Raw genomic sequence first — 14,392 nt, 5'->3', positions numbered from 1 at the left:
TCACGGTGCGCATCGCCTGATCGGACTTGCGGCCGCGAGACCGCGGTCGATCTGCGCCGCCATCCGCGGGTGGCTGGTCATCCGCACAAAGTGGGTCAATATCCAGGTGTGCACGCGATCCGGCAGCAACGCCGCGGGTCTCAATACGGATTCGCGATGGGAGACTTGCAGCGACGCGACCCGGGATACCACGCTCACCTGACGTCGCCGGGTTTTCTCGTACGAGCGCAGCGCACGCGACAGCTCGGTCCGGCTGCTGCCGCCGTCCAGACCCGAAATCGCCTTGCACAACACCATGGTGTCGAGCAGAGCCTGATTCGTTCCCTGCGCGAACGTGGGCGGCATCGTGTGCGCGGCATCGCCCAGCAGGGTCACCGGTCCGGCGCTGAGCGGCGCCGGTACCGGATGCCGGAAATGTGGGTAGGGCGACTGGGCCAAATCGTCGTCGGTCAGTTTCGCGAGCACCAAATCGACCGCATCAGACCAGCCGGCGAAGGTCGACCGGATCGCTTCGATCGGGCGCTGTGGCCGAATGAAATCGTGGGACCACGGCAAGTCGAACCACCACTGGGCATTCGCGCCACCCGCCGGCCAGAGGCCCGTGTTCCCAGCGGAGCCGATGACGAGGAAAGCGGTCTTCCTTTCTGCGATCTCGGGCAGGCTGACCAGGCCCTGCCAGCTGCACCAGCCTGTCGGCTCGGCGGCGGGCGCGCCGACCACATCCCGGATCACCGAATGCAGACCGTCGGCACCGATCAGCAGGTCGCCGTCGACTACGCTGCCGTCCTCGAACCCAACCGCCACGCCATCGGGCATCGTGATGACCTGGGCGGCGCGCGCGTTGCAGCGGATGCGGTCGGCCGGAAAATCCGTCAGCAGCCGTTCCAGCAGCACCCGGCGTGGAATCATCCGGACGGCCGCGCCCAGTCGGCGCACCATCGCGTCCACGTCCAGCGTGGCGACCCGGTGACCTTTCGACGTCAGCAGCCGGACGCTGGACAGCGGTTGACCTGCCCCGTCCATGTCGACGCCGAGCTGGCGCAAGACCGTCTCGCCGTTGGACCAGATGGTGATGGCGCCGCCACCCGCCCGCGTATCGGCACGCTGGTCGAAGACCGTGACGTCGTGTCCGTCGCGCAGCAATCCGCGGGCAACCGAAACGCCGCTCACTCCCGCGCCGATCACCAGGACCCGAAGTGGTCGGCCCGATCGCCCCCGCTGTGATGGTAATCGGCTGATATGACCGCCGGCGCCGCTGCGATCACGCTGTTCCATCCGCCCGCTGATCCGGCGCGGTTCCGCCAGTGGGTGGTCAGCTATCTTGCTTCGGCTCGTCACTCTCCTGGACACGTAAGGGCGCGCGAATCGGTTCAGGGCTGGTTGCCGTGTGTATGCGGTTTCGCCGCGCCAATCATCGTGTGCAGGTCCTCGATCGACCACGGCTCCGAGTCGTGGTGGTCGCGATAACCCAACAGCGACGGCACCGGCCGATCGAAACGCCCGACGAATCCGCCTGCGGCAACCAGGATCTGGCCGGTCACGTCACGCGCCCGGTCGCTCGCGAGATACGCGTAGAGCGGGGCCACAAAACGTGGCGGGGCACTATCCAGCGAGGCCTGCATGGTCACGTCGTCCAGCAATCCGCGGCGGTGCAAATCCGCGATATGCCTTTCGTACTCGGCTCCGGTCGACAGTCGCGTCCGCGCGCCGGGACACACGACGTTGGCCCGCACGCCCGTGGCTTTGAGCTCCGCGGCGATGGCCACCGTCAAGCCGTTGACGGCGCCCTTGCCCGCGGGGTAGCCGGTGCCGCCGTAGTCGCCCAGAAAGGCCACCGAGCCGGTGTTGACGATCGTCCCATGGCCCTGCGCGACCATCGCCCGCGCGGCGACCCGGCAGGTGTGGAACACCGTGCCGACGTGGGCGCTGATCAGCCGATCGAACTCGGCGGGCGTGATTTCCAGGATCGATGAGCCGGGCGGTTCGGCTATCCCGGCGCAGTTGATCAGGATGTCGAATCGCCCGAACGTGTCGCGGCAGCTGTCCACGAGCGCGGCCGCGACGGCCTCGTCGTCCGCGGAACCGACCACCGCGACGGCTCGGCCTCCGGATGCGGTGACGGCCGCGACGGTGTCCGCCACGGCATCGCCGTCACGGCCGTTGACCACCACACCGGCACCGAGCTCGCCCAGCAGCTCGACGACCGCGCGGCCGATGCCGCGGCTTCCTCCCGACACCACCGCCCCGCGCCCGGCCAGTAAGCCCTGGCCGCTCATCACCACCAGCTCCCACCGGCGTGTTCCCGATACTGCTCACAGATGCGCCCCGCGACGCAGGTCACCGACATTTGCCGAACAGTACGCGTTGGGAGTTGATCGGGTCGGGCGGAGGTTGCTCACCGGGCGGTAAAGGGAAACAGCGAGCCATTCATGGCCGGGGGGCGTAGTATCAGGCATTGAGTCCGTTCTGGACACGTCGCCGTTTAGCTAAAAGCGGTCAGCAAGCCACCCGGCTGCTGGGTTAAGGCTCCGGCTATCAACATTTTCCGGTTCCTCTTTGGCGCCCCGGCGCACTGCGAACAACCGATACGTGTCCGACGGACGGTCGCAGCGAGGCGGCGGGCAATCGCCTGCGAAACCTCATTGCAAGCAACTTCGAAGGAAGTGCCGCAATGCAAATTCATTCGGGCACAGACGTTTTCATACCGCCTGCTGCGAGGGGGCGGTTGAGTAGATGACCGAAGTCCTCGCTCCGCCGCGGCCCGCCCGATCGACCAGTACGCACAACGACGATTCCTACGACGACGTCGTCGATATGTTCCGGATACTGAGCATGCTGCCGGTCGAATCGCACGAATACCGCCGCCAGCGCGAGTGCATCGTGCGACGGTGCCTACCGCTGGCCGACCACGTGGCTCGCCACTTCGCACGACGCGGCGAGGGCCTCGACGACCTCACCCAAGTCGCGCGGCTGGGACTGATGAACGCCATCAACCGGTTCGACCCCGCCAAGGGACCCAGTTTCATCGGCTTCGCGATTCCCACCATGATGGGCGAGGTTCGGCGCCACTTCCGCGACTACAGCTGGGGCATGCGGGTGCCACGGCGGTTGCGCGAGCTCCACGTCCAAATCAGTCGGGCGACAGCGGATTTGGTCCAGAAGCTGGGTCGCGCCCCGACCGCGCGTGAGCTGTCGGAGGAGCTGGGGGTCGCGCACGACGAGATCGTCGAATGCCTGGTCGCGGGCGACGCATACCAGCTGGAGTCGCTCGACGCACCGGTGGGCCCCGACGGATCCGGCAAAGCTCGCCTCGTCGCGGATGCGGTGGGTGCCGTCGATCCCCAGATCGACCACATCACCAACCGCGAGGCGGTGCGCTGCCTGATCGCCGAGCTCCCCGAGCGCGAGCGCGAGGTCCTGCACATGCGGTTCTTCGAATCCATGACCCAGAGCCAGATCGCCGACCGAATCGGGGTGTCACAGATGCAGGTCTCGCGCATCCTGGCGAATACCTTGACATCCCTGCGTGACCAGCTGGGATAGCCCGCAAATCGGTGCCGGGCGCTTCCGGCGACACGCGCACTTGTACTGTGCGTTTGGGGTGGAATCGACCCCGTCGCCGGATCCAGCCTGGAAGGAGCACGACGCGATGAGGCTTTCACAACGGGTGGTCGCTGGGGTCGCTGCGGCAACGGCGCTGACGCTGACCGTGGCCGGCTGCGGCGGCAATCAGAAGCCATCGCCGTCGACATCGGGCTCGCCTGCCTCGTCAACCCGTACGAGCACCGCCGCGCCGACCTCCTCGACTTCCGCCGCGCCGGCGGTCGACTACACCGGCTGGCTGATCCCGGTGACCGATATCGACGCGCCGGTGCCCTTCACGGGTACGCCTCCGACGAACAACCCGAATGGACAGCCCGGCGCCACGATCACGTTCAACACCCAAGACAACAGCCACACCATCAAAGACACCATCCAGGTGCTGGCAGACCCCGGTGCCGCGACAAACGCGCTCAACGCCGCGAAGTCGGCGCAGGCTGGCGCGATCAAACATCCGAACACCGAGGCCGTCAAGATCGGCACCGACGGAACAGTGGTATCCGGGAACTCGCCCGACAGCTCCAAGGGCATCGCGGTATTGCTGTTCACCGAGGGCAAGGCCTTTGTCACGCTGGAATTCGACGGCCCGCCCGACACGCTGCCGCCGCCGGAATTCATCAACGACATCGGCCAAAAGCAAGATGCTGCGGTGAAGAAGGGGCTCGGCGGCTGAGTCGCCGTCGCCATCCATAACCTCGATAGAGGCCCACATCCGTTGCCGCCGGCCATGGTTCGACGGCGTGGACGGCGTCGGGGCGCCGGCCGCCCAGCGGATTAAATAAATGGCTTGATTTAATCCGCTGGGCGGTGTTCACTGAGGCGGTGAAAGCCGAGCGGACAGCGCGTACCGACAGGTCGATGGGTACGCGTGAAGCGATCCTCTCGGCCGCCGAGTGGTTATTCGCCGAACGCGGAATGTATGCCGTGTCCAACCGGCAGATCAGCGAAGCGGCCGGCCAGGGCAACAACGCCGCGGCTTGCTATCACTTCGGCACCCGGACCGAATTGCTGCGCGCGATCGAAAGCAAGCATCGCGAACCGATCGAAGAACTCCGTGCCCAGATGCTGGACGACATCGGCGATTCGACCGAACTGCGGGATTGGGTGAGCACCCTGGTGCGGCCACTCACCGATCATCTGGCCGCGCTGGGCACACCCAGCTGGTACGCACGCTTCGCCGCGCAGGCGATGGCGGACCCGACGTATCACCACGTCGTCACCAAGGACGCCCTGATGTCGCCGAGGCTCGTGCAGACCATCGACGGCATCAACCGATGCCTGCCCGACCTACCCAAGCGAGTGCGATCCGAGCGGATCGTCATGGTCCGAAATCTGTTGATGCACACCTGCGCCGAGCACGAAGGCGCACTGGCCGAACACGGGCCGCGGTCGCGTTCGAGTTGGCCGGTCGCCGGCGAGGGATTGATCGACGCGATCGTCGGGTTGTGGCGCGCGCCGGTTCATGTGAATGCGGCGGGCGAGGAGACCACCGGAGACAAGCGAGGAGCACGATGACCGACGTCGCCACCGATGCAGCCACCGACATTCCGGACTTCCCGATGACGCGGGCCGCCGGCTGCCCGTTCGCCCCTCCCCCGGAGTCGTTGGCGCTCAACGCAACCAAGCAGCTCAGCCGGGTGCGGATCTGGGACGGCAGCACGCCGTGGTTGGTCCACGGCTACGACGCGATTCGCTCGCTGTTCACCGATTCACGAACCAGCGTCGACGACCGGTTGCCGGGCTATCCGCACTGGAACGAGGGAATGCTGGCGACGGTGCACAAGCGGCCGCGTTCGGTGTTCACCTCGGATGCCGAGGAGCACACGCGTTACCGGCGAATGCTGTCAAAACCGTTTACCTTCAAGCGCGTCGAAGGGCTGCGCCCCGCGGTACAGAAAATCGTCGACGAGCGCATCGACGCGCTGCTGGCCGGGCCGAAGCCCGGCGACATCGTGAGCACGCTGGCGCTGCCGGTCCCGACGCTGGTCATCAGCGAAATGCTGGGCGTGCCCTACGAGGACGCGGATTTCTTCCAGGAACAAGCGCAACGCGGTACCGGGCGCTACGCGACCGAAGAGGACACGGCCCAGGGTGCCGCGTCGTTGGCGAAATACCTTGCCAAGCTGATTCGGGCCAAGATGGAAAGCCCGTCGGAGGATCTGGTGTCCGATCTGGCGGAGCGGGTCAACGCCGAAGAGATCAGCGTGCGCGAAGCCACCCAGCTGGCCGTCGGCGTGTTGATCGCGGGCCACGAAACCACCGCGAACATGATCAGTCTGAGCATCGCGGCTCTGCTGGAGCATCCCGATCAGCGGCAGTTCCTGGTCGAAACCGAGGATCCGAAGGCGATCGCCACCGCGGTCGAGGAGCTGATGCGGTATTTGAGCATCATCCAAACCGGTCAACGCCGCATCGCCGTCGAGGACATCGAAGTCGGTGGTGAGACGATCCGCGCGGGCGAAGGCATCATTCTCGATGTCGCGCCGGCGAACTGGGATGACCGGCAATTTCCCAATCCCGACCGGCTGGACCTGACCCGCGACGAGGGCCCGCACGTCGGATTCGGCTACGGCCGCCATCAGTGCGTGGGACAGCAGCTGGCCCGCATGGAGCTACAGATCACGCTGCCCACCCTGCTGCGCCGGGTCCCGACCCTGCAGCTGGCCGTTCCGGTCGAGGAGCTCCCGTTCAAGCACGACACGTTGGCCTACGGCGTCTACGAGCTTCCCGTGACATGGTGAAGCCGGAACTGACGCTGGCCGTGCCGGGTCTGGCCGGCAAGCTCGCAGTCGTCACCGGGGCCAACAGCGGTCTGGGATTCGGTTTGGCCAAGCGCCTGGCGGCCGCCGACGCCGACGTCGTGATGGCGATCCGGAACAACGCCAAGGGTGAGGCCGCGATCGCCGAGATCCGCCGCGAGGTGCCCGCCGCGAAGCTCAGCATCAAGCGGCTGGACCTGTCGTCACTGGAAAGCGTTGCGGCACTGGGTGAGGAATTGAGAGCCGAAGGCCGGCCGATCGACCTCCTGATCAACAACGCCGGCGTCATGACACCGCCGCAGCGCCAGGAAACCAGTGACGGCTTCGAGTTGCAGTTCGGTGCCAACCACCTGGGCCACTTCGCCCTCGCCGCGCACCTGCTGCCGTTGCTGCGCGCGGCGAATGCGTCCCGCGTCGTAACCGTCAGCAGTATCGCCGCCACCCAACCGAAACTCACCTTCGACGACCCCAACGCCCGGCACGGCTACAAACCGATGGTCTGCTACGGCGTCGCCAAGCTGGCGCAGCTGATGTTCGCGATCGAGCTGAACCGGCGCAGCGCCCGAAATGGCTGGGGCATCATGTCCAATGCCGCGCACCCGGGGCTGAGCAAGACCAACCTGCTCAGCGGCGCCTCGTACGGCCGGGACAAGCCGACCCTGCAAGCGCGGCTCACCCGGTTGACCTGGCGGCTGCTGCCGTTCATGTGGCTGGACGTCGACGAGGGCATCAAACCGACGCTCTACGCCTCGGTTTCGCCGGACGCCGAAGGCGGCCGCTACTACGGACCGCGCGGCTTCTACGAAACCGCCGGCGGCGGAGTCACATTCGCCGGTGTGCCCCGGCTTGCGCGCAGCGAGATCGAGATGAAGCGACTGTGGCAGCTCTCCGAAGAACTCACCGGCGTCACCTATCCGGATTGACTTGAGGAAAGGCACCGCAATATGGCGTTCGTCGGCCGCTCTGACGTAAAGGATCCCGGCGCCCAGCAGGACCAGTGGGAACGCTTGGCACGCCGGCGCGAACGCCTCTACGCCGAGGACGCGCAATTCGCCGCGACGCGCCCCGACGAGCAGATCGCCGCCGCGGCGCGCGCACCCGGGCTGCGGATCGGCGAGGTCATGGCAACCGTGTTGCGGGGCTACGCGGACCGCCCGGCGCTGGGACAGCGGGTGCGCGAAGTGGTCACGGATCCCGCGACCGGGCGCTCGACACTGACCTTTTTGCCGCGCTTCGAGACCGTCAGCTATTCCGAGCTGTGGGCGCGGATCCAAGCCGTCGCCGGTGACTGGCACCATCACCAGCAGTATCCGGTGCGGACCGGCGATTTCGTGTGCGTGTTGGGTTTCGCGAGCATCGACTACACCGCGATCGAGTGCGCCTGCATTCACCTCGGCGCCGTGGTGGTGCCGCTGCAGACCAGCGCACCGGCCACCCAGCACGCGCCGATCCTCACCGAGACCCGGCCACGAATCTTCGCCGTCGGTATCGACAACCTCGAGATCGCGGTCGAGGCTGCACTGACCGGCACCGCGCCCCAGCGTCTGATCGTGTTCGATTACGATTCCCGCGACGACGACCAGCGGGCCAGCTACCGGGCCGCGCGCGACCGGCTGGCCGCTTCGGGTAGCGGGCTGGCTATCGAAACACTCGATGATGTTGTCGCACATGGAAAGTCGCTGCCGGCCCCGCCGCTGCACGTCGCGCCGGCCGACGAGGATCCGCTGGCATGGGTGTTCTACACCTCCGGCAGCACCGGAACACCCAAGGGCGCGATGTTCACCGAGAGTCTGTGCATCGGCACCTGGCTCGCGCAGTCCGATCAGCCGGTGATCACGTTGAGCTACATGCCGATGAGTCACCTGATCGGCTATGGCTACGTGATTTTGACCCTGGCCAACGGCGGCACCAGCTATTTCGCCGCCAAGAGCGACCTGTCGACGCTGTTCGAGGATCTGGCGCTGGTGCGACCGACGTCGATGAGCCTGGTGCCCCGGGTCTGCGAAATGTTCTACCACCACTATCAGCGCGAGCTGGACCGGCGCGGTCTGGCCGGCGACGAGGCGGACGCCGAGGAATTGACCACCGCGATCCGCGAGCAGATTCTGGGCGGCCGCGTGCTGGCCGTGGGTTGCGGATCGGCGGCACTGTCTCCGGAAATCAAGGAGTTCATGGAGGTGGTGCTCGACCAGCACCTGCTGATCGGTTACTCGTCCACCGAAATCGCCGGCGGCATGATCTTGGCCGACGAGCATGTGTTGCGTCCGCCGGTCATCGACTACAAACTGCTCGACGTTCCCGAGCTCGGCTACTTCAACACCGACAAGCCTTATCCCCGTGGGGAATTGGCGGTCAAGTCGGCCCGCTTCATGGCCGGCTACTACAACCGTCCCGACCTGACGGCCACGATGTTCGACGCCGATGGTTACTACAAGACCGGCGACATCATGGCCGAAGTCGGACCGGATCGGTTGCGCTACGTCGACCGCCGCAACAACGTCATCAAGCTGGCGCAGGGCGAATTCGTGGCCGTGTCACGGCTGGAGGCGTTGTACTCGACCAGCCCGTTGATTCACCAGATCTACATCTACGGCAACAGCGAACGGTCCTTCTTGCTCGCGGTGATCGTGCCCATCGATGCCGGGGTCGGCACGTCGGCGATCGCCGACTCGCTGCGGCAGATCGCGCGCGACAACGCGCTCAACGGCTACGAAATCCCCCGCGACTTCCTGATCGAGACCGAACCGTTCAGCTTGGCCAACGGCCTGCTGTCCGGCGTCGGAAAATTCCTGCGGCCCAAGCTCAAAGCCCGATACGGTGAGCGGCTGGAGCAGCTCTACGTGGCCATGGCCGACGAGCAGCTCCAGCAGCTGCGCGCATTGCGCACCGGTGGCGCCGACCAGCCGGTGCTGGCGACCATCAGCAAGGCCGTTGCGGCAACCCTGGGCGTGCCGGCGGCCGACGTCTCCCCCGAGGCCAGATTCATCGATCTCGGCGGCGATTCGCTGTCGGCGCTGACCTTCTCGACGCTGCTGGCCGACATCTACGGTGTCGAAGTACCGGTGGGCGTGGTGATCGACCCGACCGGGGATCTGCTCCGCATCGCCGATCACATTGAAAGCCACCGTAATTCCGACGTCGTGCGGCCCAGCTACGCATCCGTGCACGGCAAGGCCGCCCATGAGGTGTCGGCCGCCGACCTGCGCCTGGACAAGTTCATCGACGACGACATCGTCAAGGCCTCGATGCGGTTGCCGGCTCCCACCAGCGAGATCCGCACCGTCTTGCTGACCGGCGCGACCGGCTTCCTGGGGCGGTTCCTCGGTCTGGAATGGCTGCAGCGACTGGCCGATTCGGGCGGCACCCTGGTGTGCCTGACGCGCGGCGCCGATGCCGCGCACGCCCGCCAGCGCATCGAGGCGGCGTTGGACTCCGACCCCAAGCTGCTGGATCGGTTCCGGGCCCTGGCCGACGGTCACCTGGAGGTGGTGGCCGGCGACATCGGCGAACCCGGCTTCGGGCTCGACGACGCGACGTGGCAGCGGCTGACCGAGACCGTCGATCTGATCGTGCACCCGGCCGCCCACGTCAACCACGTGCTGCCCTACCAGCAGTTGTTCGGCCCCAACGTCGTCGGTACCGCCGAGGTGATCCGGCTGGCCATCACCGCGAGGCTCAAACCGATCCACTACATCTCCACGCTGGGCGTCAGTGCCGTGGCCCATCAGATCGTGGACGAAGACACCGACATCCGGCGCTCGGTTCCGGCCTGTGTCGTCGGCGACGGCTACGCCAACGGGTACGGGATCAGCAAGTGGGCCGGCGAGGTGTTGATGCGCGAGGCGCACGATCTGTGCGGCCTGCCCGTGGCGGTGTTCCGGCCGGGCATGATCCTGGCCGACAGCCGCTACGCGGGGCAGCTCAACGTGCCGGACATCTTCACCCGGCTGCTGTTCAGCCTGGTGGCCACCGGTGTCGCCCCGCGGTCGTTCTACCACGACGGTGACGCCGAGCCGCACTACGAGGGCCTGCCGGTCGACTTCCTGGCCGAGGCGATCGCCGCGATCGGACCACGGCACGGCACCAGCTTTGCCACGTACAACACCACCAACCCGCACGACGACGGCATCTCGATGGACACGTTCGTCGATTGGATCATCGCCGCGGGATATCCGGTCGAAAAGATCGACGATTACTCGAGCTGGCTGAGCCGCTTCGAGACGGCGATGGCGGCACTGCCCGAGCGGCAGCGTGCCCAGTCGGTCCTGGCGGTGCTGGGCGTCTACCGTGAACCCATGCTCGCAATCGCCGGCTCCCCGGTACCCGGCGCGCAATTCCAGTCCGCGGTCGAACACTCGGGTCGCGCGATCCCGCATGTCTCGCAGCAACTGATCGAGAAGTACCTCGCCGACCTGGAACACCTCGGCGTGCTCAGCAGGTGATCGCAACGAAGGGACGATGATGTCCAGCCCAGCCCACACCCTGTACCCCGACGGCGTGATCGGCGCGCCCAAGCACCGTCACGGTCGCGCCGCGGAATTCAACACCGGCCTGCCGCCCGGCACCGAGGTGTTCTCCGCCGACAACCACATCTCGGTGGCCGACGACATTTTCTACGAGTGCTTTCCGGACGACCTCAAGGATCAGGCGCCGCGGATCTGGTACGAGGACGGCGCGTACCTGCTGGGCCGGCCCGGACAGTCCATGGTGGTCGGCGATTTCAGCGCGGTGCTGATGCAATACGACGATCTGGCCGGCGCGGCCACCAACAACGTCGAAGCGAGAATTCGTGAGCTTGCCGAGGACGGCGTCGACAAGGAACTGGCCTTCCCCAACGCGGTGCTGGCGCTGTTCCACCACCCCGACCACGCCATTCGTGAGCGCATCTTCCGCGTCTACAACGAACACATTGCCGGCGTTCAGGAGCGCTCAGATGGCCATTGTTACGGCGTCGGTCTGATCAACTGGTGGGATCCGCGCGGCGCCCGGCGCACGCTGGCCGAACTGAAATCGCTGGGGCTCAGGACGTTTCTGATGCCGATCAGCCCGGGCAACGACGTCAACGGTCAGCCCATCGACTATTCCAGCACCGCGATGAGCGCGGTCTGGGACGAGATCGAAGAGGCCGGCCTGCCCATCACCCACCACATCGGGGAAAGCCAGCCGAAGTTCCCGAGCGAGGTCAACAGCGTCGCGGTGGCGATGATGGTCAACATCGACTCGTTTCGAGAGATGTTCTCCAAGTACATCTTCGGCGGCATCCTGGACCGGCACCGGCGGCTTCGGGTCGGCTGGTTCGAGGGCGGAATAGCCTGGGTGCCAACAGCTCTACAAGACGCCGAACACGTCCTGGCCTCCTATCAGCACATGCTGGCCCACCTTCCCGAGCACGACATCCGCTACTACTGGGACACCCACATGTGCGCCTCGTTCATGGTTGACGGCCTGGGCCTGAGACAGATCGACGAAATCGGCATCGACAAGGTGATGTGGTCGTCCGACTACCCGCACAACGAAAGCACATTCGGTTATTCGGAACGGTCACTGGCCGCGGTGGTCGACGCCGTCGGCCCCGAGGACGCAGTGCGGGTGGTCGGCGGCAACATCAAGAAATTCCTGGGGATCTCGGCATGACTGCTATTGCTGGCCGCGGCACGGTCCTCGACATCCCCGACGAGCCGGACTGGGCCCGGATGCGCACCGAGGTCGGGGCGCGGTTGCGCTCGGCGATGGCCGAGCACGGCGTCGACGCGCTGATCCTACTGATGAACGGCTATGTCGGCTACGCGACGGGGGCCAGTTGGCCGCTGCTGGACGCGGGCCTCTCGCATGCGGAACGCCCGGTTGCGGTGGTGCTCGCCGATGATGTGCATCCGCACCTGTTCATGCCGTTGCGCAGCGGAGCCGCCGCGGATGCACCGGTGCCCGACGATCATCTGCACGGCCCTGCCTACCTCGAATTCGACCACGGCGTAGAGGATTTCGCGCGGCAGCTGGCCGGCCTGGTCCCGCCTGGAGCGAGTATCGCCGTCGACGAGCTCACCGGGGCGATGCGCCGGGCGGCACCCAAGCTCTTCCCCGCGGGCCCGCCGACAGACGCCGCGATCGTGCTCGGCGCCGCGCAACTGGTCAAGACCCGCGACGAGCTGTCCTGTCTGCGCCGGGCGGCCCGCATCACCGAGCAGGCCATCGTCGACGTGCAGCAGGCCCTGATGCCCGGGGTCCGGCAGATCGACCTTTCGGCCACCTTCGTGCGCCGCGCGTTCGAACTCGGGGCCACCACCAACATGCTCGAAGCGATCTGGCAGGTGATGCCGAGCTCACGGGAAGCCGGCGTGTGGACGACGCACGGGGATCTGGCGCTGCCGCTGCTGCCGACCGATCGCCAACTGGCCGCCGGCGACGTGCTGTGGACCGACATCAGCATCACCTACCACGGCTACTGCTCCGACTTCGGCCGAACCTGGGTCGTCGGCCGGCAGCCCACTGACAAACAGCGGGATCAGTTCCGGCAATGGCGAACCGTCCTGGACGCCGTCCTCGCGGTGACCAAAGCCGGTGCCACATCAGGAGATTTGGCGCGGGCGGCGATCGCCGCCAATGGTGGGCGCAAACCGTGGCTGCCGCATTTCTATCTGGGGCACGGTATCGGCACCTACCCCGCCGAAGCGCCGATGATCGGAACCGATCTCGGTGAGGAGTTCGACGACAACTTCGTCTTTCCGCCCGGCATGGTTCTGGTGCTGGAACCCGTGATGTGGGAGGACGGAACCGGAGGTTATCGCAGTGAGGAGATCGTGGTGATCACCGAGGACGGCTACGCGCCGATTACCGACTACCCCTATGCGCCTTATGGCGACTGAGGTTCTGCCCGACACCCGGGCACTGCGATCCGGGCGCCGGGAACGCGCGCTCGCCCAAATGGACGAACACCGCCTGGACATCCTGGTGCTGGGCCGTCAAGCCAACATTCGTTATGTGACTGGCGCGCCGCAGCTCTGGATCGCCGGGACGCGGCCGTTCGGTCCGATGTGCGTGCTGGTGCGCGCCACCGGCGACATCTACCTCAACAGCACCGACGACGAGGGCGTCCCGGAGGAGATCGACCACGATCACCTCTACGGGCTGGCCTGGAACCCGATGACGCTGATCGACGTGCTCAAGAAGGTCGACGGCGCCGAGGCCGCGCGCCGCGTCGGAACCGACGCGATCACACCGACTTTCGCCGCATTGCTGCCCGAGGCGTTTCCGAATGCCGAACTCGTCGACGCCGAACCGGCGATGCGCGCGGCGCGGCGGATCAAGACGCCCGACGAGATCGCGGCGATGGACAGCGCAGTGCGCATCGCCGAGCACGGACTCGCCACTGCCCTAACCGAATTGGCGCCGGGCGTGTCGGAGCAGACGCTGGCCGGGGTCATGATGGAGGCGATGGCCGCGGGCGGGGTGAGCACGCCGGCCACCCAGGACGCCGCGTGGGTGACCTCGCGGGAACGGCCGTGGCACCGCGGTGCGGCCGAGGCCCGGCCGGGTGACCTCGTCGCGTTCGCCGCCGGGGCGCTGGCCAATGGCTATGTCGCGGAGGTGGGCCGAACCTGGCCGGTTGGCGATGGTGCCGAGGCGCGGGGACTGTTCGGGCGCTCGAATACGTTGTACGACAAGATGGTTGCCGCCTGTCGTCCGGGCGCATCGATCCGCGATCTGCTTGCCGCGTACCAGGCCGCCGGTGAGCCGATACCGCCGATGCCGATCGCGCACGGTCTGGGGCTGGGCTTCGACCCGCCGGTGGTGTCCGAAACGCTGGTGGCCGCGGGCGAGGACGACCGGCTCGACGCCGGCATGGTGCTGGCGATCACCGGCTACGTCTGGCAGCAGGGAATCGGCGCGGTGTTCCGCAGGGACACCGTCCACATCACCGAGGACGGCGTCGACGTGTTGACCACCAGCCCGTCGTGGAGCGGTAGCTGATGCGGCCTTCCTCGGCGGTGGCGGCTCATAGCTGATTCGTAATCCCTTGTGTCACTTTAGATTCA

11 protein-coding genes are annotated in these 14,392 nt (G+C 66.6%); 9 read left to right on the top strand and 2 right to left on the bottom strand.

The window, feature by feature from the left end; all coding sequences use genetic code 11:
* Together BN973_RS15040 and BN973_RS15035 are read right to left on the bottom strand one after the other, a co-directional pair.
* The gene (locus BN973_RS15040; RefSeq protein WP_269147644.1) at window positions 1-1,185 is read right to left on the bottom strand and encodes an FAD-dependent oxidoreductase; all 1,185 of its coding nucleotides are present in this window, start codon (window positions 1,183-1,185) and stop codon (window positions 1-3) included.
* A 185-nt stretch (window positions 1,186-1,370) separates the two neighbouring features.
* Window positions 1,371-2,276, bottom strand: coding sequence for an SDR family NAD(P)-dependent oxidoreductase (locus tag BN973_RS15035; protein WP_036472471.1), 906 nt, complete (start codon window positions 2,274-2,276; stop codon window positions 1,371-1,373).
* Window positions 2,277-2,733: 457 nt separating this feature from the next.
* Between BN973_RS15035 and BN973_RS15030 the strand changes: the two genes are divergently transcribed.
* The 9 genes from BN973_RS15030 (at window position 2,734) to BN973_RS14990 (ending at window position 14,327) form a co-directional block, all read left to right on the top strand.
* Window positions 2,734-3,543, top strand: a complete 810-nt coding sequence (locus tag BN973_RS15030; RefSeq protein ID WP_036469034.1) for a SigB/SigF/SigG family RNA polymerase sigma factor — start codon at window positions 2,734-2,736, stop codon at window positions 3,541-3,543.
* A 106-nt stretch (window positions 3,544-3,649) separates the two neighbouring features.
* On the top strand, window positions 3,650-4,273 hold the full coding sequence (locus tag BN973_RS15025) for a hypothetical protein (protein WP_036472470.1): 624 nt from the start codon (window positions 3,650-3,652) through the stop codon (window positions 4,271-4,273).
* Between the two features lie 134 nt (window positions 4,274-4,407).
* Window positions 4,408-5,115, top strand: a complete 708-nt coding sequence (locus tag BN973_RS15020; RefSeq protein ID WP_036469032.1) for a TetR/AcrR family transcriptional regulator — start codon at window positions 4,408-4,410, stop codon at window positions 5,113-5,115.
* Entirely contained in the window at window positions 5,112-6,341 is a 1,230-nt protein-coding gene (locus BN973_RS15015; protein WP_036469031.1) for a cytochrome P450, read from the top strand. The genes BN973_RS15020 and BN973_RS15015 overlap by 4 nt, the downstream gene beginning before the upstream one ends.
* The gene (locus BN973_RS15010; RefSeq protein ID WP_036469030.1) at window positions 6,335-7,282 is read left to right on the top strand and encodes an SDR family oxidoreductase; all 948 of its coding nucleotides are present in this window, start codon (window positions 6,335-6,337) and stop codon (window positions 7,280-7,282) included. The genes BN973_RS15015 and BN973_RS15010 overlap by 7 nt, the downstream gene beginning before the upstream one ends.
* A 21-nt stretch (window positions 7,283-7,303) precedes the next feature.
* Window positions 7,304-10,801 (top strand): carboxylic acid reductase, encoded by a 3,498-nt coding sequence (car, locus tag BN973_RS15005; RefSeq protein WP_051641274.1) that lies wholly within the window; start codon window positions 7,304-7,306, stop codon window positions 10,799-10,801.
* Window positions 10,802-10,820: 19 nt separating this feature from the next.
* On the top strand, window positions 10,821-11,993 hold the full coding sequence (locus tag BN973_RS15000; protein WP_036472468.1) for an amidohydrolase family protein: 1,173 nt from the start codon (window positions 10,821-10,823) through the stop codon (window positions 11,991-11,993).
* Entirely contained in the window at window positions 11,990-13,222 is a 1,233-nt protein-coding gene (locus BN973_RS14995) for a M24 family metallopeptidase (protein ID WP_036469028.1), read from the top strand. The genes BN973_RS15000 and BN973_RS14995 overlap by 4 nt, the downstream gene beginning before the upstream one ends.
* The gene (locus BN973_RS14990) at window positions 13,212-14,327 is read left to right on the top strand and encodes a M24 family metallopeptidase (protein ID WP_036469027.1); all 1,116 of its coding nucleotides are present in this window, start codon (window positions 13,212-13,214) and stop codon (window positions 14,325-14,327) included. Before BN973_RS14995 ends, BN973_RS14990 begins: the two co-directional genes overlap by 11 nt.
* The last annotated feature ends 65 nt before the right edge of the window (window positions 14,328-14,392 follow it).

Origin of the sequence: Mycobacterium triplex (genome assembly GCF_000689255.1) — a bacterium.
Taxonomy (GTDB): Bacteria; Actinomycetota; Actinomycetes; order Mycobacteriales; family Mycobacteriaceae; genus Mycobacterium; species Mycobacterium triplex.
Note: the sequence above shows the minus strand (reverse complement) of the source record. Positions and strands in the feature narration are given on the sequence as shown.

Excerpts from the sequence above, each read along its gene's own strand:
- BN973_RS15035 (WP_036472471.1), bottom strand. The coding sequence starts at position 2,276 with ATGAGCGGCCAGGGCTTACTGGCCGGGCGCGGGGCGGTGGTGTCGGGA.
- BN973_RS15030 (WP_036469034.1), top strand. The coding sequence starts at position 2,734 with ATGACCGAAGTCCTCGCTCCGCCGCGGCCCGCCCGATCGACCAGTACG.
- BN973_RS15025 (WP_036472470.1), top strand. The coding sequence starts at position 3,650 with ATGAGGCTTTCACAACGGGTGGTCGCTGGGGTCGCTGCGGCAACGGCG.
- BN973_RS15015 (WP_036469031.1), top strand. The coding sequence starts at position 5,112 with ATGACCGACGTCGCCACCGATGCAGCCACCGACATTCCGGACTTCCCG.
- BN973_RS15010 (WP_036469030.1), top strand. The coding sequence starts at position 6,335 with ATGGTGAAGCCGGAACTGACGCTGGCCGTGCCGGGTCTGGCCGGCAAG.
- car (WP_051641274.1), top strand. The coding sequence starts at position 7,304 with ATGGCGTTCGTCGGCCGCTCTGACGTAAAGGATCCCGGCGCCCAGCAG.
- BN973_RS15000 (WP_036472468.1), top strand. The coding sequence starts at position 10,821 with ATGTCCAGCCCAGCCCACACCCTGTACCCCGACGGCGTGATCGGCGCG.
- BN973_RS14995 (WP_036469028.1), top strand. The coding sequence starts at position 11,990 with ATGACTGCTATTGCTGGCCGCGGCACGGTCCTCGACATCCCCGACGAG.
- BN973_RS14990 (WP_036469027.1), top strand. The coding sequence starts at position 13,212 with ATGGCGACTGAGGTTCTGCCCGACACCCGGGCACTGCGATCCGGGCGC.